Below are 15,781 nucleotides of genomic sequence, written 5' to 3' on the forward strand. Positions count from 1 at the left end.
GGTGAGCCCTCGCCGTCAGACGTAGAAGCGGGACAGGCTGCGCAGGACACAGGCGGGCTTCGCGCCGCCCTCGATCTCGACGGTGCCGTCCACGGCGATCTGCACACCGCCGCTCACGTCGTCGACGGAGTCGAGGCGGGCGACGAGGCGGATGCGGGAGCCGACGGGGACCGGCGCGGGGAAACGCACCTTGTCCAGGCCGTAGTTGACCTTCGTGGTGACGCCTTGGACGTCGAGCAGTCCGGTGAACAGGGGGATGAAGAGGGAGAGGGTGAGGTAGCCGTGGGCTATGGGGGCACCGAAGGGGCCCGTTGCGGCGCGCTCGGGGTCGGTGTGAATCCACTGGTGGTCGCCGGTGGCGTCGGCGAAGGTGTCGATCCGTTCCTGGGTGATCTCGATCCAGTCACTGGCACCGATGTCGTTTCCGGCGAGCTTCTTGAGCTCGTCGATGCCGGTGACGGTGGTCGTGGTGGGAGTGGTCTTGGTGACGGTGGCCGTGGTGGCGGTGGTCTTGCCGGTGGCGCTCATATGGCGTTCTCCTGGGGCGAGTTGGTGGTGCCGGTGCTGCCGTAGCGGCGGCGCAGGTCGGGCTTGAGGAGCTTTCCGGAGGCGGTGCGCGGCAGTTCGGCGGCGGTGACGAGGAATTTCGGGATCTTGTACTTGGCGAGCCGGCCCGTGAGGGATGCGAGGAGTTCGGCCGGATCGGGTGCGGCGCCCTCGCGGAGCACGACGACGGCGCGCGGCACCTCGCCCCACTTCTCGTCGGGCACGCCGATGACGGCGCACTCGACGATGTCGGGGTGGGCGAGCAGGGCGCTCTCGACCTCGGCCGGATAGACGTTCTCGCCACCGGAGATGATCATGTCCTTGAGGCGGTCGGCGACGGTGACGTACCCGTCGGCGTCCCGGCGCGCGGCGTCGCCCGTGCGCAGCCAGCCGTCGGCGAAGGCGTCCGCGCTCTCCTGCGGCAACCCCCAATAGCCGGGCATGACATGGGGTCCGCGCACCAGGACCTCGCCCACCTCGCCGGTGTCCGCGTCCGTGAGGTCGGGGCGCACCACGCGTACGTCGGTGAAGAAGTGCGGGACGCCCGCCGAACCGGCCTTGCTGACGGCGTGTTCGGCGTCGAGGAAGAGCACACCGGGCGACGCCTCGGTCATGCCGTAGCCCTGCTGGAAGGCGAGTCCACGTTCGGCGTACGCGGCGATGAGCGGCTCCGGGACGGGGGCGCCGCCGCACATCAGGATGCGCAGCGAGGAGAGGTCGGCGGTGCGCCAGCGCGGGCGGCGCGCCATCCGCTCGTACATCGTGGGTACCCCGAACATCGCGCTGACGGCGTGGAGTTCGACGAGGTCGAGCGTCTCGTCCGGGTCGAAGGACTCGACGACGACGCAGGTGCCGCCCTTGAGGAGGACGGGCAGCGCCAGCATGTTGAGGCCCGCCGTGTGGAAGAGCGGGGCGGTGACGAGGGCGGTGGTGTCGGAGGTGAGATCGGCGTCGACGAGGACGTTGACGGCGTTCCAGGTGAGGTTGGCGTGGGTGAGCATGGCGCCCTTGGGGCGGCCGGTGGTCCCCGAGGTGTACATGATGATGCTGACGTCGTCGCCGGTGACGGGTTCGTCGAGTGGGTCCGTGGCTGTGGTGGCGGCGGCCGTGGCGAGCAACTCCTCGTAGGGTGCGCCCACTTCGACGTACGTACGGATGGTCGGCGCGAGGGTGTGCAGTTCCTCGGCGGCCGTGGCGTGCACCGGGGCGTGGACGAGGGTTCCGGCGCCCGAGTCGGTGAGCTGGTGGGCGAGTTCGGGGACGGCCAGGCGGGTGTTGAGCGGCACGAAGACCGCGCCGAGCAGGCCCGCCGCGAAGAACGTCTCCAGGAAGGCGGGGTGGTTGGGGCCGAGGTAGGCGATCCGGTCGCCGCGCCGCACCCCGGACTCCCGCAGGGCGCGGGCGAGTCGAGTGGTGCGGGCGTGCAGTTCGGCGTACGAGACGGTGCCGTCCTCGTACCGGAACGCGGTGCGGTGCGGGGTCTTGCGGGCCCGGCGGGCGGGCCAGGAGCCGATTCCCTCGTTGCGCATGGGTGCTGCCCCTTCGGGAGGCGTGGAGGCATGGAGGCGTCGAGACGCGGGGGCCTGGAGGCGCGGAGGCCTCGAGGTGCGGTCAGCCGAGGCCGAGCAGCCGGGCCGCGTTCGCCTTGAGGATCTTGGGCCGGACCTCGTCCTTGATCCGCAGCTTCGCGAAGTCGGCTAGCCAGCGGTCGGGGGTGAGGACCGGGTAGTCGGAGCCGAAGAGGACCTTGTCCTGAAGGAGTGTGTTGGCGTACTGGACGAGCTGCGGCGGGAAGTACTTGGGCGACCAGCCGGAGAGGTCGATGTGCACGCCGGGCTTGTGCGTGGCCACGGCGAGGGCCTCGTCCTGCCAGGGGAAGGACGGATGCGCGAGGATGATCTTCAGGTGCGGGAAGTCGGCGGCGACGTCGTCGACGTGCAGCGGGTTCGAGTACTTCAGGCGGATGCCGCCCCCGCCGGGAACGCCCGCGCCGATGCCGGTCTGACCGGTGTGGAAGAGGGCGATGGCGCCGGTCTCCTCGATCACCTCGTACAGCTGATAGGCCAGGGCACGGTCGTTGGGGAAGAAGCCCTGGATGCTCGGGTGGAACTTGAAGCCCCGGACGCCGTACTCCTCGACGAGGCGGCGTGCCTGCCGCACCCCCGACCGGCCGCGGAACGGGTCGATGGAGGCGAACGGGATCAGCACGTCCGGGTGGGCGGCGGCGGCCTCGGCGACCTCCTCGTTCGGTACGGGCTCGGTGCCGGTGGCGGACTCGGCGTCGACGGTGAAGACGACGGCGGCCATCCGCCGCTCGCGGTAGTACGCGGCGATCTCGGGCAGCGTGGGCTTCCGGTTGCCCTCGACCTTGAAGTACGCGGACGAGGCGTCGTGCAGGTCGTCGTCGAGGGAGGCGGCGCCCTTCGCGGAGACCTCGGCGTGCGTGTGGACGTCGATGGCGACGAGGTCGTCCACGTCCATCGGGGCGGCGCTCACGCGGCAGGCGCCTTCGGCGCGGGGATGCCGACGGACTGCGGGGCGCCGCCCACGGAGGTGTGCCAGGCGTCGGCGATCGCGTCCGGGGTCCAACCGCCGTCCGCGTAGGCCGCGTTGACCTCCTGCGGGTGCGACCAGAGGGTGAGGCGGTCGCCGCCGATGCCGACGCACTGGCCGGTCACGTCGCGGGCGGCGTCCGAGGCGAGGAAGGGGACGAGGGCCGCGCAGTCCTCGGGCGTGCCGAAGCCCTCGCCCTTGCGCAGGAAGCCGGGCAGCGGTTCGCCGCGCTCCCTCAGCGCCCGGATGTACGGCGCGAAGGCGGGGATGGTCTCGGTCATCGCGGTGGCCGCGACCGGCACGATCGCGTTGACGGTGATCCGCGCCTTGGCCAGCTCCATCGACCAGGTGCGGGCCATCGCGGCGATGCCCGCCTTGGCGGCGGCGTAGTTGGTCTGCCCGAAGTTGCCGCGCTGCCCCGCCGGGGAGCCGACCAGGATGAGGCTGCCGCCCTCGCCCCGCTCCCGCATGTGTACGGCGGCGGCGCGGGCGCAGGTGAAGGTGCCCCTGAGGTGGGTGGCGACGACGGCGTCGAAGTCGTCGTCCGTCATCTTCCACAGCACGCGGTCGCGCAGGATGCCCGCGTTGGTGACGAGCACGTCGAGCCGCCCGAACTCACCGACGGCGCGGGCCACCAGTCGATCGGCGGCTTCCGTGGTGCCGACCGCGACGGCCTCGGCGACGGCACGGCCACCTGCGGCGCGCAGCGAATCGGCGGCCCGCTCGGCGGCTTCGGGGTCGATGTCGTTGACGACGATCGCGGCACCGGACGCGGCGAGTGCGGTGGCGTACGCGAGTCCGAGGCCCTGGCCGGAGCCGGTGACGACGGCGACCTTGCCGGTGAGGTCGAGGGTGGGGCGAGGGCTGGAGCTGGGACTGGAGCTGGAGCTGGAGCTGGAGATGTCAGGCATGCGGGGTTCCTTTCAACAGGCAACGGCAAACGGGGAGTTCACCGGGCGCGGTCCAGCGGCACGACGGCGCCCGATGGCGACGGACCGCGTCGGGACCGATCCGGAAAAGGAAGCTAAGACAAATCATTGTTGTCGTCAATGATTGCCGCCGTAATCGAGAATGCGGCATGCTGGACCCATGACCGCTCCCAGGACCCCCGACACCGCCACGCCCGCCCGGCCCGTCGACGCGGACGAGCCGTGGATGCGCGAGCTGCACGCCGACACGGGATATCTCCTGTACCGGCTCGGACTCCGCTCCGGCCAGCTCTTCAACTCCGCACTCCAGGAGTCGGGACTCCGGCTGCGCCACTACGCGCTGCTGCGCTATCTGGCCACCGTCGAGGGCGCCCTGCAGCGGGAGTTGAGCACCGCGCTGGGCTATGACCCGAGCGCCATCGTCGGCCTGGTCGACGATCTCCAGGACCTCGGCCTGGTCAAGCGGCGCCCGGCTCCCGGCGACCGCCGCAGCCGCATCGTCGTCCTCACCGACGCGGGCCGCGGCTACCTGCGCGACAGCGACGCGATGAGCCGCCGGGTGACCGACGAACTCACCGAGCCGCTGTCACAGAAGGAACGCGAGACGCTGCACGCGCTGCTGCTGCGGGTGGCCCGCCCCTAGGACGTACCGTCGTGGCGCCACCCGAAAGACCCCATGGCACACGATGGCGCCATGTGACTTGCCATGGCGCCATCGTGGTGTCAGCATTGCGTCATGGACCTCACTCCGTACGTTGACAATCTCCGGCACGAGCTCGGGGTCGCCGCCGAGACGGGCGGCGACGAAGCCCGGGCGCTGGCCGAGCGGCTCACCGCCCAGCTGGAATCGGCGACCCGGCTCACGCTCCTGAACGCACTGTCCGACGCGATGGACGAGGTCACCCGTGACCTGGCGCCCGGCTCGGTCGACCTGCGGCTGCGCGGAATGAACCCGGAGTTCGTGGTGACGGCCCCGCCGAGCGCCGAAGCCTTCGAGGCCGAGGCCCCGGTGCAGGCACCGCCACCCCCGGCGGCCCCCGTCGGCGTCGACGACGGCGCCACGTCACGCATCAACTTCCGGCCGCCGGCCCAGCTCAAGGTCCGGGTCGAGGAAGCCGCCGGCCGCGAGGGACTCTCGGTCAACGCCTGGCTCGTGCGCGCCGTCTCCGCCGCGCTCGAAACCACGGCGGACCGCGGCCGCAAGAGCTCGACGGGCGGCACGAGCACCGGAGTCGGGCAGGGGTTCACCGGCTGGGTCCGCTAGGGCCTGTCCGGCGGATCTGGCCGACTCCTGTGAGCGGCGCCTTGTCTCTGCCGGTGAGCGGCGGTCCGGTGCGTGCAGCCGCAAGGCGGAGGATCGAGGCATCGCGGAGCGATGCTGATTGACGACAACGCCGCAGATGCGCGTGCCAGACCACCGCGCCCCAGGCAAGATCCGCCGGACAGGCCCCAGGGCCCGGCCGCACCCGGCACCGCCTCGCACGTCCACCGCGTTCCAGCCACTCACCCCACTCAGCCGAAGGACGGCACAGCCATGCCTACGTTCGAGACCCCCGAACCCCTCTCCGCCACCGTCGAGATCGAGATCGGGCGGGCCCGGATCGTCGCGGGCGAGCGCACCGACACCGTCGTCGATGTGGCACCGAGCGACCCGGGCAACAAGCAAGACGTACAGGCCGCCGAGGACACCCAGGTCACCTGCTCGGGCGGGAGACTGCTCGTCAAGGGACCCAAGAAGCGCTCGCCGTTCGGCAAGTACGGCGTGGTCGACGTGACCGTCGAACTGCCCGCGGGCTCGGAGGTGAACGCGAGGACCGGTCTCGGCAGCCTCGTCGGCGAGGGACGGCTCGGCGACTGCCGGCTGACGACCGCCACCGGCGACATCCAGCTCGACGAGGCCGCGGACGTACGCCTGAAGACCACGCACGGCGACGTCCAGGTCGACCTCGTGACGGGCGAGGCCGACATCTACGGGGCGGGCCGGGTGCGGGTCGGCCGCATCGGCGGCGGCGCGACCGTGAAGAACATCAACGGCGAGACCACGATCGGCCGGGTCGGCGGCGAGCTGCGGGTGAACTCCTCCAACGGGTCCATCAGCGTCGTGCGCGCGGAGTCCTCCGTCACCGCCAAGTCGGCCAGCGGCGCCATCCGGATCGACGAGGTCGTACGGGGTCGGGTCGACCTCGCCACCTCCGCGGGCGGCCTCGAGATCGGCATCGCCGAGGGCACCGCGGCCTGGCTCGACGTGCGGTCCAAGGTGGGCCGCGTCCGCAACGAGATGGGGGCCGCCGAGGGCCCGAAGCAGTCCGAGGAGACGGTCGAGGTGCACGGCCGCACGAGCGTGGGCGACATCGTGATCCGCCGCGCCTGACCCTTCCCGCCCCGTGCGGGCCACAGCGGGCCGTCTTCACCTTCAAGGCGCTCCTGCATCCGACCTCCGGGCCGGAAGCAGGGGCGCCTTCGTGCGTATCGCCGCCCTCGCATCGCCCCAGCTCAGACACCTCAGCACCACTTGGCAGCACATATGGCGCCACGATGGCTCGACATGGCGCCATGCGTGTGCCATGCTGGTGGCACCGAGAACGAGAGCGGCGCCACGGAGGCGCCCTTCGTAAAGGAGAGGACCCCGTCATGGACCCCGCGACCCCGATCCCGGCACCGGCCCAGGCCGCCGCCCCCAGCCCCAACGGCCACCGTCCGGCCGCGATTTCAGCAGTCGGACTGCGCAAGTCGTACGGCGAGAAGGTGGTCCTCGACGGGATCGACCTGCGGATCCCGGAGGGCACGATCTTCGCCCTGCTCGGCCCGAACGGCGCCGGCAAGACGACCACGGTGGAGATCCTCTCCACGCTGATCTCCGCCGACGGCGGCCAGGCGCAGGTAGGCGGGCACGAGGTCACCGAGGACCCCGACGCCGTACGGCGCCAGATTGGCGTCACCGGTCAGTTCGCGGCGGTCGACGGGCTGCTCACCGCCGAGGAGAACCTGCTCCTCATGGCCGACCTGCACCACCTGAGCCGGCGGGAGGGCCGGCGGCGCGCCGCCGAGCTCCTGGACCGGTTCGAGCTGACCGAGGCGGCCCGCAAGAACACCGCCACCTTCTCCGGCGGCATGCGCCGCAAGCTCGACCTGGCGATGAGCCTGATGGCCCAGCCGCGCATCATCTTCCTCGACGAGCCGACCACCGGACTCGACCCGCGCAGCCGCCGCGTCATGTGGGACCTCATCCGGGACCAGGTCGCCCAGGGCGTGACCATCTTCCTCACCACGCAGTACCTGGAGGAGGCCGACCAACTCGCCGACCGCATCGCCGTGTTGGACCACGGCAAGCTGGTCGCCGAGGGCACCGCGGACGAACTGAAGCGGCTGGTCCCGGGTGGCCATGTCCGCGTCCAGTTCTCCGGCACGGACCACCTCGACAGGGCCGCGGGCCTCTTCGGTATCGCCACCCGCGACGACGAGTCGCTGACCCTGCAGATCCCCAGCGACGGCTCGATCGCCAACATCCGGGCCATCCTCGACGCCCTGGACAGCACCGACGTACAGGCCGAGTCGCTCACCGTGCACACGCCGGACCTGGACGACGTGTTCCTCAACCTGACCGGGCAGCAGAACGCCCCGACCACCACTTCCGCCACCGTCGCCCCCACCGCCACCTCCGCCGCCACGCAGAAGGAGTCGAACCGATGAGCACCCTCACCATCACCCCGGCGAAGACCGGCGGCCCGGCCCGCTCGTACGCCTTCCGCGACACGATGACGATGCTGCGCCGCAACATCAAGCACATGCAGCGCTATCCGGGAATGACCGTCTCGGTCCTCGTGATGCCCCTGCTGATGCTGCTGCTGTTCGTGTACGTCTTCGGCGGAGCCATCGGCGCCGGGATCGGCGCGGGCTCCGACCGCGGCGACTACATCAACTACCTGATCCCCGGCATCATCCTGATGGCCGCGACCTCGGGCTCCGTCCCGATCGCCGTGTCGGTCTGCACCGACATGACGGAGGGCATCGTCAACCGCTTCCGTACGATGTCGATCTCCCGCGGCTCCATCATCGCGGGCCATGTCCTCGGCAACCTCATCCAGACCTTCGCCGTGCTCGTCGTCGTCACCGGCGTCGCCCTGGCGATCGGATTCCGGCCCAACGCCTCGCCGGTGGAGTGGATCGCCGCCTTCGGTCTGCTGCTCTTCCTGGCCTTCGGCCTCAGCTATGTGTGCGCCGCGATGGGCATGGGCGCCAAGACCGTCGAGGCCGCGTCGAACGGGCCGCTGCCCTTCACCTTCCTGCCGTTCCTCGGCAGCGCGATCGTCACCCCGGACTCGATGCCGACGGTCCTGCGCTGGTTCGCCGAGTACCAGCCCTTCACCCCGATCAACGAGACCCTGCGCGGGCTGATGCTCGGCACCTCGATCGGCAACGACGGCTGGATCGCGCTCGCCTGGTGCACGGGGCTCGCGGTGCTCGGCTACCTGTGGTCGCGCTCGGTGTTCAACCGCGAGGTCACTCGGTGACGCGGGACCCGGCGCAGGGGATGCGCCGGGCGGCACGGCGAAGGGGCGGCTCCCGGAATGGACCGGGGGCCGCCCCTTCGTGCGGTCCCTGCGAAATCACCGGATGCGGGCCCTGCGATGATCACGGGATGAGTCCCGTGATTTCCGTCGGATCCGCCGCCGCAAGGCCCTGCACCCTCGTCGTCTGCCGCGGCTGCTGCTGCGGCAACTCCCGCAAGAATCCCGGCGTCGACCACGAGTGGCAGCTGGCGCGGCTGCAAGCCGCCGCGGCGGCGTCGGCGGGGCGGTTCGCGGTGCGGACCAGCGACTGCCTCGGGCCCTGCGGCCAGGCGAACATCGTCGTCGTACAGCCGTCGAGGGAAGGGCGGCGCAGGGGCGGCAAGGCGGTGTGGGTCGGCTTCGCCACGGACGACGCCTCGGTCGACGACATAGTCGACTGGGCCGAGGCGGGCGGGCCGGGACTCGCCGAGCCGTCGGCCGCCCTGACGCTCCAGCTGGTCGACCCCCGAAAGGTCTGACGGGCAGGCCAGACCGGAGAGCCCGATGGAAAGGCCTGACCAGGAGGACCGATCGGAAGGCCAGACCGGAAGGTCCGATCGGAAGGTCCGATCAGGCCGTGGCCCGCTCCCCCGCCAGGACCTTGCCCAGGAAGGCGTTCAGATTCGCCGTCGTGCGGGCGTTCTGCTCCTCCAGGGTCAGGCTCTCCTCCATCCGGCGGGCCAGCGCCGTCGTCTTCACGCCCCGTACATAGAGGGAGCAGGCCAGGTCCGCGCAGACGTAGATGCCGACCGAGTTGCCCTGCCGGCCCGCGGGGCCGGACAGGGGCGCGACGAGGAGGGTGATGCCGGAGCCGGACTGCGGGGTCACACAGACCGAGCAGATGCTGGACTTGAGCAGGCTCTTGCGCGCGCCGGTCGACGCGCGCAGCGCGATGCCCACGTGCCCGCCGTCCCGCTCCGCCACGACATAGCCCCGGTCCGGGGCCTTGGGGTCGCGCCAGCCGAGAAAGTCCAGGTCGTCCCAGGGAGTCTCGGCGAACCCCGCGGGAAGAGTGAGCCTGCGGGCCTCGCCCATGGAGCAGTTGACGAAGGACGCGCGGATCTCTGTCTCGCCGATGGGTTCCATGATGCGGAAGCTATCAATGGCCAGGGCTTGACGTCCTGTTCTTTTCCGGCGGCCGGCGCTGCCGTTCCTCGGCTGCCGGCGCCGCCTGGCCCGGGACCCGCGCCGACAGGAACCGCGTCCTGCGCCGCAGCCGGAAGCCCAGGGACTCGTACAGCCGGATGGCGTTCGTGTTCCGGGCCGAGGTGTGCAGGAAGGGGGTCTCGCCGCGCTGCCGGATGCCATGGGCGACCGCGAGGACGAGGCGGGACGCGAGGCCCTGGCCGCGGTGGGCCGGGTCGGTGCAGACCGCGCTGATCTCGGTCCAACCCGGCGGGTGCAGCCGTTCCCCGGCCATCGCGATCAGGGCGCCGCCCCGGCGTATGCCGAGGTAGGTGCCGAGTTCCACGGTGCGGGGCAGGAAGGGGCCTGGCTGGGTGCGTTCGACCAGGTCCAGCATGTCGGGTACGTCGTCGGGGCCGAGCCTGACCGCCTCCGGATCCGGCGCGGCGGCCACCGACACGTCGACGAGCTGGACGCCCTCCATGTCGAACGTCACCTCCCAGCCCTCCGGTATGCCCGCCCGCACGCCGGGCAGCGGCACCTCGACGCCGGGTCCGGCGAGGCGGGCCAGGTCGGCCCAGTCCTGCGGCCCCGGGTCGTCGGGCAGCGCGAGCCACGGCGACACGTCGAGCTGGTAGCGCAGGACGCGGCCGCGGCGCTCGGCGAACCGGGCGTGCGGCCCGGCGAGCGCTCCGTGGGCCGGGTTGTCCAAGGGGTGCGCGGGGGCTTCCGGCGGGCGTTCGGGGTTCGCCGCCCGCCGTGCGGTGTCCGCGAGTTCGGGGCCGGCGCTCACGCGCTCACCTCGATCACGATCTTGCCGCGCGCGTGGCCGCTCTCCACGGCCCGCAGCGCCTCGTCGGCCTTCTCCAGCGGGTACGTCGCCGACACCTGGGGCCGCAGCACGCCGTCGACGGCGAGTTGCGCCACCGCCTCCAGGACCTCGGCGGTCCTGGCCCGCGCCACCGGGGCGCCGCCGAGCTCGGCGATCGTGTCCTTGGCGGACGCCGTGATCAGCTTGGAGCGGTCGGTCAGCAGCTCGGCGACCGTCACCAGGTCCGCGCCGCCGACCAGGTCGAAGACGGCGTCGACCCGGCCGTCCGGCGCCGCGGCCCGTACCCGGTCCGCGAGTTCGGGGCCCGGCGGCACGTGGATCGCGCCCAGGGACTCGACGAACTCCTTCTTCGCCGCGCTCGCCGTGCCGACGACCCGGATGCCGAGATGCCGTGCGAGCTGTGCCGCGGCCACTCCGACGCCGCCGCCGACGCCGGTGATCAGGAGCGTCGCCCCGGCGGGCAGATCCAGCTGGTGCACACCGTCGTACGCGGTCGCCGCCGCGACGGGCAGGGCGGCGGCCTCCGTGAACGTCAGGCCCGCCGGCTTGTGCGCGGCGATGGAGACCGGCAGCAGGGTGTGCTCGGCGTAGCCGCCGGTGACCGGGTTGCCGAAGACGGGGTCGCCGACGGCGAAGCCGGTGACATCGGCGCCGACCCGTTCGACCACGCCGGCGATCTCGCTGCCGAGGACCTCGGGGAACGTGGCGGGCGGTGATCCGGGCCTCCGCTTGCCGGCCCGCAGCTTCCAGTCGACGGGGTTGACCCCGGCGGCCCGCACGGCGACCAGGAGTTCGCCCGGACCGGGCTCCGGCGGCGGCTGCTCCACGAAGGCCTCCGCTTCAGGACCGCCGTGCCGGGTGAACGCGTACGCCTTGGACATGTGCTCCCTCGATCCGAGTCGATGGACGACTTCCTCACGTGTGACGACCGCCAAGATCGCCCGGCTATTCCCGGCGGGACCGCGCGTTCACGAGGTCGCAATGAGCGGCGCCGCAAAAACTGAACGCCTCGCCAAGTTTTCCCTTCCCGACCCTTGACCTTCACTGTTCAACCAATCAAGACTCTGGCCCCACAGACCCGCACTGGAGCGGGCGGTGCGTTCAGGTCTTGGCGCCGCCTGCCGGTTCGGCGTGCCGAGAGCCGCGTTCAGGAGGTCATTTCGCCATGCCTGTCAGCACCCGTCGTGAACTTCTGAAGCAATTGGGCGGCGGCGCCGCGGCGTTCGCCTTCGTGGCGGCCACGGGTCAGACCGCCGCTGCCGCACCGGCCTCCCCGGGCGCGGCCGCCGCCACGCGCCGCGTCCGGGGGCTCGTCGCCCGCCTCACCCTCGACGAGAAGATCAGCCTGGTGCACGGCGCCACCGATCCGCGCAGACTCGGCCAGGCGGGCTATCTGCCGGGCGTCGAGCGGCTCGGGATACCGGAGCTGCGGCTGTCCGACGGCCCGGCGGGCGTGAACGTCACGAAGTCCGCCACGGGACTGCCGCCGGTCGCCACGCTCGGCGCGTCCTTCAACCTCGAACTCGCCCGTGAGTACGGCGCGGTGATGGGGCGTGAGGGCCGCACCCTGGAGATGGACGTACTGCTCGCCCCGCAGATCGAGCTGTCCCGCACCCCGTTCTTCAGCCGCAACAAGGACCAGTCGGGCGAGGACCCGTATCTCAACGGTCTGATCGGCGCCGCGCAGGTCGAGGGCGTGCAGGCGCAGGGCATGCTCGCGCAGGCCAAGCACTTCCTCGCCAACAACCAGCGGCTGCACGAGTTCGACCGCGAGAAGCCGGAGAACTCCTACGACTTCGTCGTGGACGACCGCACGCTGCACGAGCTGTATCTGCCGGCGTTCGAGGCCGTCGTGCGCGCCGGGGTGGCCTCCGTGATGTCGGCGTACAACCACCTCAACGGCGAGTGGAACTCCGAGCAGAAGACCACGCTCACGGACATCCTGCGCGGTGAACTCGGCTTCGAGGGCTTCGTCACCTCGGACTGGGGCGCCACGCATTCCACGGCCGCCCTAGAGGCGGGCCAGGACATGCAGATGTGGGACGGCTCGTTCTACGGCGAACCCTTGAAGAAGGCGATCAAGGACGGCTCCATCCCCGAGGCCGCCCTGGACACGGCGGTCTCCCGCATCCTCGGCCGGTACGACGCCTTCGGCATGCTCGACGGCAGCCGCGTACCCGCGAGGAAGCGGATCGACATCGGGGCCGGAGCCCGCGTCGCCCGCGAAGTCGCCACCCAGGGCGCGGTGTTGCTGGCCAACGACGGCGGACTCCCGCTGTCCCGCGCCGCGTTGCGCGATCTGGCCCTGATCGGCCCGACGGCGGGCCAGGTCGCCACGTCGGTCTCGGGCGAGCGCGCGTACGGCTTCGAGGACCGCCTGGTCAGCCCGCTGGAGGCGCTGCGCCGCACGACGAAGCGCAAGATCGCGTACGAAGTGGGGGTGGACCTCACAGGCACGGCCGTCCCCGCGTCCGCCTTCCCCGAGGGCCTGGCCCGCAAGGGCGGCGGCAAGGACAAGACGATCGACTTCGTCGGCGAAAAGGCACTCCCCGTCGGTACGACGCACGAGTGGACCGGTGTCCTTGTGCCGCCCGCCACGGGTGAGTACGCGCTCAAGATCCAGGGCTGGGGAGCGGCGGTCTCGCTGAGCGTGGACGGGAAGGAGCTGGCGACGGCGGCGGCAGCGCGGGACAGCTTCGCCCGCAAGTGGTCCTCGATCGTCCCCACCACGGACGGCCTCGACAACGGCCAGGCGGAGCCCGTCGAACTCACCGGCGGCCGACGCCACAAGGTAGTCGTCAGGGCCACCGGCTGGACCCCGGCGATCGCTGAACGCGGCCCGGTCCAGGTCAGATTGGCCTGGGTGACCCCGGAACACCGCACCGCGTCGATGACGGCGGCAGCACGGCTCGCAGGCCGTGTGCACACCCCGGTGGTCTTCGCGTTCAACGGCTCGGGCGGATCGGTGGGCGGCGGCGGTGACTTCACCACGCTGACGCTCCCGGCGCACCAGGACGAGCTGATCGCGGCGGTGGCGAAGGCCAACCCCCGCACGATCGTCGTCCTCACGACCGGCTGCCCCTCGACGATGCCGTGGCGGAACGCGGTCGACGCGATCCTGCACACCGGCTACGTCGGCCAGGAGGGCGGCTGGTCCACCGCCGATCTCCTGACCGGCCGCGCGAACCCGTCCGGCAAGGCCACGGTGACCTGGCCGAAGAAGGACACCGACCACCCCACGCTGGACCCGGCACACCCCGAGCGCTACTACGGGGTCGACGGAGTGGTGACGTACAGCGAAGGCATCTTCACCGGCTACCGGGGCTTCGACAAGGCGGGCACAGAGCCCCTCTTCCCGTTCGGCCACGGCCTGTCCTACACGGAGTTCGCCTACACCGCCCTCTCCGTGCGCCGCGCGGGCGCGGGCTACGACGTCTCCTTCACGGTGACGAACCGGGGCCACCGCAGAGGAGCGGAGGTCCCCCAGATCTACCTGGGCGCCCCGCACGACACACCGGTGGAGATGGCCCCACGAACCCTGTCCGCCTTCACCCGCGTAGACCTCCACCCGGGCGAGTCCCACCGAATCTCCCTCCACGTCGACGCCCGCCGCATCTCGTACTGGGACACGGAAGCCGCCCGCTGGGTACGCCCGGAGGGGCGCCGCGGGGTGTACGTCGGGGCGTCTTCGCGGGACATCCGGCTGACGGGGGTGGCGCGTTGAGCGCCTGACGCCGCTCCGGGACGACGGGTCCCGTCAGCCGCGCCGCCTACCTGGACGAGGCAGCCCCGTCCAGGTAGGCCAACCCCGGATGCACCTCCCGGTACCCGTCCAACAGTCGCCGCGCCACCGTCACCGAGTCCACCAGGGGATGCATCGCGAACGCCTTCACCGCGGTTGCGCGGGAGCCGGATTCCGCTGCCGACAGGATCTCGCGTTCGACCGCCTTGACCGAGCAGACCAGGCCCGTCGCGTGGTCCGGCAGGGGGGCCACCGTCATGGGGTGTGCGCCGTTGGCGTCCACGGAGCAGGGGACCTCGATCACCGCGTCCGCGTCCAGGGGCGAAAGGGTGGTGCGGTTGCGGACGTTGAGGATCAGCGTTGCCCGCTCGTCGCGGGCGATGGCCCGCATCAGCGCCAGGGCGACCTTCTCGTAGCCACCTGATTCGAGGTCCTCGGCGGCCCGTTCCCCCACCCCTGCGGCCTCGCGGTTCTCGGACATGTACGTGGCCTCGCGTTCGGCGCGGGTGGCGTCCCAGGCCTTCCAGGCCGAGACGTCACCGCGCGCCACCTCCTCGTAGAACCGCGCCTGCTGGTCCCGCAGGAACGCCCCGCGCGTCTGCTCGGCCTCCTGGTAGGCGCGTACCGCCTCTCTGTTGAAGTAGTAGTAGTGCAGGTATTCGTTCGGTACCGAGCCCAGCGACTGCAGCCACTCCGTGCCGAACAGCCGGCCCTCCTCGAACGAGCCGAGCAGGTCCGGGTCCGCGAGCAGGCGCGGCAGTTCGTCCCGTCCCCCGATCCGCAGTCCCCGCAGCCACCCCAGGTGGTTCAGCCCCACGTAGTCGATGAACGCCTCGTCGGGATCGCCGCCCAGCATCCGCGCGACCCGGCGGCCCAGGCCCACCGGCGAGTCGCAGATGCCGATGACGCGGTCGCCGAGCGAGCGGCACATCGCCTCGGTGACGAGCCCCGCGGGGTTGGTGAAGTTGATGACCCAGGCGTCGGGGGCGAGTTCCCGCACCCGCCGCGCGATGTCCACGGCGACCGGCACCGTCCGCAGCCCGTACGCGATGCCGCCCGCCCCTACCGTCTCCTGTCCGAGGACACCCTCCGCGAGCGCCACCCGCTCGTCGGCCGCGCGGCCCTCAAGCCCTCCGACCCGGATCGCCGAGAACACGAAGTCCGCGCCGCGCAGCGCCTCGTCGAGATCGCGCGTGGCCGTCACGACCGGCGCGTCCGGCACCCCCACGGCCTGCTCGGCCAGGACGCGGGCCACCGCGTCGAGCCGCCCCGCGTCCAGGTCGTGCAGCACCACTTCGGTGACCCGCCCCTCGGCGTGGTCGCCGAGCAGCGCCCCGTACACGAGCGGAACACGGAACCCGCCACCGCCGAGAATGACCAGCTTCACGTCTCAACCACCTTCCGTAGCAACACCGCTCGACAGAGGTCACGTTACGTACGATTGCCCGGCAGCGATCGACCCCCCACGGAGGTAGCGCACCGATGACACGTTTGAAGGCATCCG

Annotated in this window: 15 protein-coding genes; 7 read left to right on the top strand and 8 right to left on the bottom strand. The window is 71.5% G+C overall.

Features of this window, described 5'->3' with window-relative positions; translation table 11 throughout:
• Window positions 1-15: 15 nt before the first annotated feature.
• The 4 genes from ACIBKX_RS09940 to ACIBKX_RS09955 all read right to left on the bottom strand — a co-directional run bounded on the left by ACIBKX_RS09940 (window position 16) and on the right by ACIBKX_RS09955 (window position 4,010).
• Entirely contained in the window at window positions 16-528 is a 513-nt protein-coding gene (locus tag ACIBKX_RS09940) for a MaoC family dehydratase (protein WP_363271368.1), read from the bottom strand.
• Window positions 525-2,075 carry a long-chain fatty acid--CoA ligase gene (locus tag ACIBKX_RS09945; RefSeq protein ID WP_363271369.1) on the bottom strand — a complete coding sequence of 517 codons (1,551 nt, stop codon included), beginning with the start codon at window positions 2,073-2,075 and terminating at the stop codon, window positions 525-527. Before ACIBKX_RS09945 ends, ACIBKX_RS09940 begins: the two co-directional genes overlap by 4 nt.
• A gap of 82 nt (window positions 2,076-2,157) precedes the next feature.
• Window positions 2,158-3,027 (bottom strand): amidohydrolase family protein, encoded by an 870-nt coding sequence (locus ACIBKX_RS09950; RefSeq protein ID WP_363271465.1) that lies wholly within the window; start codon window positions 3,025-3,027, stop codon window positions 2,158-2,160.
• 11 nt (window positions 3,028-3,038) lie between these two features.
• The gene (locus ACIBKX_RS09955; protein WP_363271370.1) at window positions 3,039-4,010 is read right to left on the bottom strand and encodes an SDR family NAD(P)-dependent oxidoreductase; all 972 of its coding nucleotides are present in this window, start codon (window positions 4,008-4,010) and stop codon (window positions 3,039-3,041) included.
• Between the two features lie 178 nt (window positions 4,011-4,188).
• On the opposite strand from ACIBKX_RS09955, the gene ACIBKX_RS09960 reads away from it, so the two are divergent.
• The 6 genes from ACIBKX_RS09960 to ACIBKX_RS09985 all read left to right on the top strand — a co-directional run bounded on the left by ACIBKX_RS09960 (window position 4,189) and on the right by ACIBKX_RS09985 (window position 9,057).
• Window positions 4,189-4,671 (top strand): MarR family winged helix-turn-helix transcriptional regulator, encoded by a 483-nt coding sequence (locus tag ACIBKX_RS09960; protein WP_363271371.1) that lies wholly within the window; start codon window positions 4,189-4,191, stop codon window positions 4,669-4,671.
• Between the two features lie 93 nt (window positions 4,672-4,764).
• Window positions 4,765-5,292, top strand: coding sequence for a hypothetical protein (locus tag ACIBKX_RS09965; RefSeq protein WP_363271372.1), 528 nt, complete (start codon window positions 4,765-4,767; stop codon window positions 5,290-5,292).
• A 270-nt stretch (window positions 5,293-5,562) separates the two neighbouring features.
• Window positions 5,563-6,399 carry a DUF4097 family beta strand repeat-containing protein gene (locus tag ACIBKX_RS09970; protein WP_363271373.1) on the top strand — a complete coding sequence of 279 codons (837 nt, stop codon included), beginning with the start codon at window positions 5,563-5,565 and terminating at the stop codon, window positions 6,397-6,399.
• Between the two features lie 260 nt (window positions 6,400-6,659).
• Window positions 6,660-7,718, top strand: a complete 1,059-nt coding sequence (locus ACIBKX_RS09975; RefSeq protein WP_363271374.1) for an ATP-binding cassette domain-containing protein — start codon at window positions 6,660-6,662, stop codon at window positions 7,716-7,718.
• A complete protein-coding gene (locus ACIBKX_RS09980) occupies window positions 7,715-8,539 on the top strand; it encodes an ABC transporter permease (protein WP_363271375.1) in 825 nt (274 codons plus the stop codon). The genes ACIBKX_RS09975 and ACIBKX_RS09980 overlap by 4 nt, the downstream gene beginning before the upstream one ends.
• Before the next feature lie 128 nt (window positions 8,540-8,667).
• On the top strand, window positions 8,668-9,057 hold the full coding sequence (locus tag ACIBKX_RS09985) for a (2Fe-2S) ferredoxin domain-containing protein (protein WP_363271376.1): 390 nt from the start codon (window positions 8,668-8,670) through the stop codon (window positions 9,055-9,057).
• A gap of 91 nt (window positions 9,058-9,148) precedes the next feature.
• On the opposite strand, the gene ACIBKX_RS09990 is transcribed toward ACIBKX_RS09985, so the two are convergent.
• The 3 genes from ACIBKX_RS09990 to ACIBKX_RS10000 form a co-directional block, all read right to left on the bottom strand.
• On the bottom strand, window positions 9,149-9,664 hold the full coding sequence (locus tag ACIBKX_RS09990) for an FBP domain-containing protein (protein ID WP_363271377.1): 516 nt from the start codon (window positions 9,662-9,664) through the stop codon (window positions 9,149-9,151).
• A 13-nt stretch (window positions 9,665-9,677) separates the two neighbouring features.
• Window positions 9,678-10,415: a GNAT family N-acetyltransferase gene (locus ACIBKX_RS09995; protein WP_363271466.1), complete on the bottom strand. Its 738-nt coding sequence runs from the start codon at window positions 10,413-10,415 to the stop codon at window positions 9,678-9,680.
• Between the two features lie 77 nt (window positions 10,416-10,492).
• Window positions 10,493-11,416 carry an NADP-dependent oxidoreductase gene (locus ACIBKX_RS10000; protein WP_363271378.1) on the bottom strand — a complete coding sequence of 308 codons (924 nt, stop codon included), beginning with the start codon at window positions 11,414-11,416 and terminating at the stop codon, window positions 10,493-10,495.
• A 284-nt stretch (window positions 11,417-11,700) separates the two neighbouring features.
• Here ACIBKX_RS10000 and ACIBKX_RS10005 point away from each other — a divergent pair, with 284 nt between their 5' ends.
• Window positions 11,701-14,259, top strand: a complete 2,559-nt coding sequence (locus ACIBKX_RS10005) for a glycoside hydrolase family 3 C-terminal domain-containing protein (protein ID WP_363271379.1) — start codon at window positions 11,701-11,703, stop codon at window positions 14,257-14,259.
• A 46-nt stretch (window positions 14,260-14,305) separates the two neighbouring features.
• Here the strand turns inward: ACIBKX_RS10005 and ACIBKX_RS10010 are convergent, their stop codons facing one another.
• A complete protein-coding gene (locus tag ACIBKX_RS10010; protein ID WP_363271380.1) occupies window positions 14,306-15,664 on the bottom strand; it encodes a 6-phospho-beta-glucosidase in 1,359 nt (452 codons plus the stop codon).
• Between the last annotated feature and the right edge of the window lie 117 nt (window positions 15,665-15,781).

It is taken from the genome of Streptomyces sp. NPDC050658 (genome assembly GCF_044457025.1).
GTDB lineage: Bacteria > Actinomycetota > Actinomycetes > Streptomycetales > Streptomycetaceae > Streptomyces.

What these genes read in the sequence shown, in the direction of transcription:
- ACIBKX_RS09970 (WP_363271373.1), top strand. Translation starts at nt 5,563, where the DNA reads ATGCCTACGTTCGAGACCCCCGAACCCCTCTCCGCCACCGTCGAGATC.
- ACIBKX_RS09940 (WP_363271368.1), bottom strand. Translation starts at nt 528, where the DNA reads ATGAGCGCCACCGGCAAGACCACCGCCACCACGGCCACCGTCACCAAG.
- ACIBKX_RS10000 (WP_363271378.1), bottom strand. Translation starts at nt 11,416, where the DNA reads ATGTCCAAGGCGTACGCGTTCACCCGGCACGGCGGTCCTGAAGCGGAG.
- ACIBKX_RS09960 (WP_363271371.1), top strand. Translation starts at nt 4,189, where the DNA reads ATGACCGCTCCCAGGACCCCCGACACCGCCACGCCCGCCCGGCCCGTC.
- ACIBKX_RS09990 (WP_363271377.1), bottom strand. Translation starts at nt 9,664, where the DNA reads ATGGAACCCATCGGCGAGACAGAGATCCGCGCGTCCTTCGTCAACTGC.
- ACIBKX_RS09965 (WP_363271372.1), top strand. Translation starts at nt 4,765, where the DNA reads ATGGACCTCACTCCGTACGTTGACAATCTCCGGCACGAGCTCGGGGTC.
- ACIBKX_RS09945 (WP_363271369.1), bottom strand. Translation starts at nt 2,075, where the DNA reads ATGCGCAACGAGGGAATCGGCTCCTGGCCCGCCCGCCGGGCCCGCAAG.
- ACIBKX_RS09955 (WP_363271370.1), bottom strand. Translation starts at nt 4,010, where the DNA reads ATGCCTGACATCTCCAGCTCCAGCTCCAGCTCCAGTCCCAGCTCCAGC.
- ACIBKX_RS09975 (WP_363271374.1), top strand. Translation starts at nt 6,660, where the DNA reads ATGGACCCCGCGACCCCGATCCCGGCACCGGCCCAGGCCGCCGCCCCC.
- ACIBKX_RS09980 (WP_363271375.1), top strand. Translation starts at nt 7,715, where the DNA reads ATGAGCACCCTCACCATCACCCCGGCGAAGACCGGCGGCCCGGCCCGC.
- ACIBKX_RS10005 (WP_363271379.1), top strand. Translation starts at nt 11,701, where the DNA reads ATGCCTGTCAGCACCCGTCGTGAACTTCTGAAGCAATTGGGCGGCGGC.
- ACIBKX_RS09950 (WP_363271465.1), bottom strand. Translation starts at nt 3,027, where the DNA reads ATGGACGTGGACGACCTCGTCGCCATCGACGTCCACACGCACGCCGAG.
- ACIBKX_RS09985 (WP_363271376.1), top strand. Translation starts at nt 8,668, where the DNA reads ATGAGTCCCGTGATTTCCGTCGGATCCGCCGCCGCAAGGCCCTGCACC.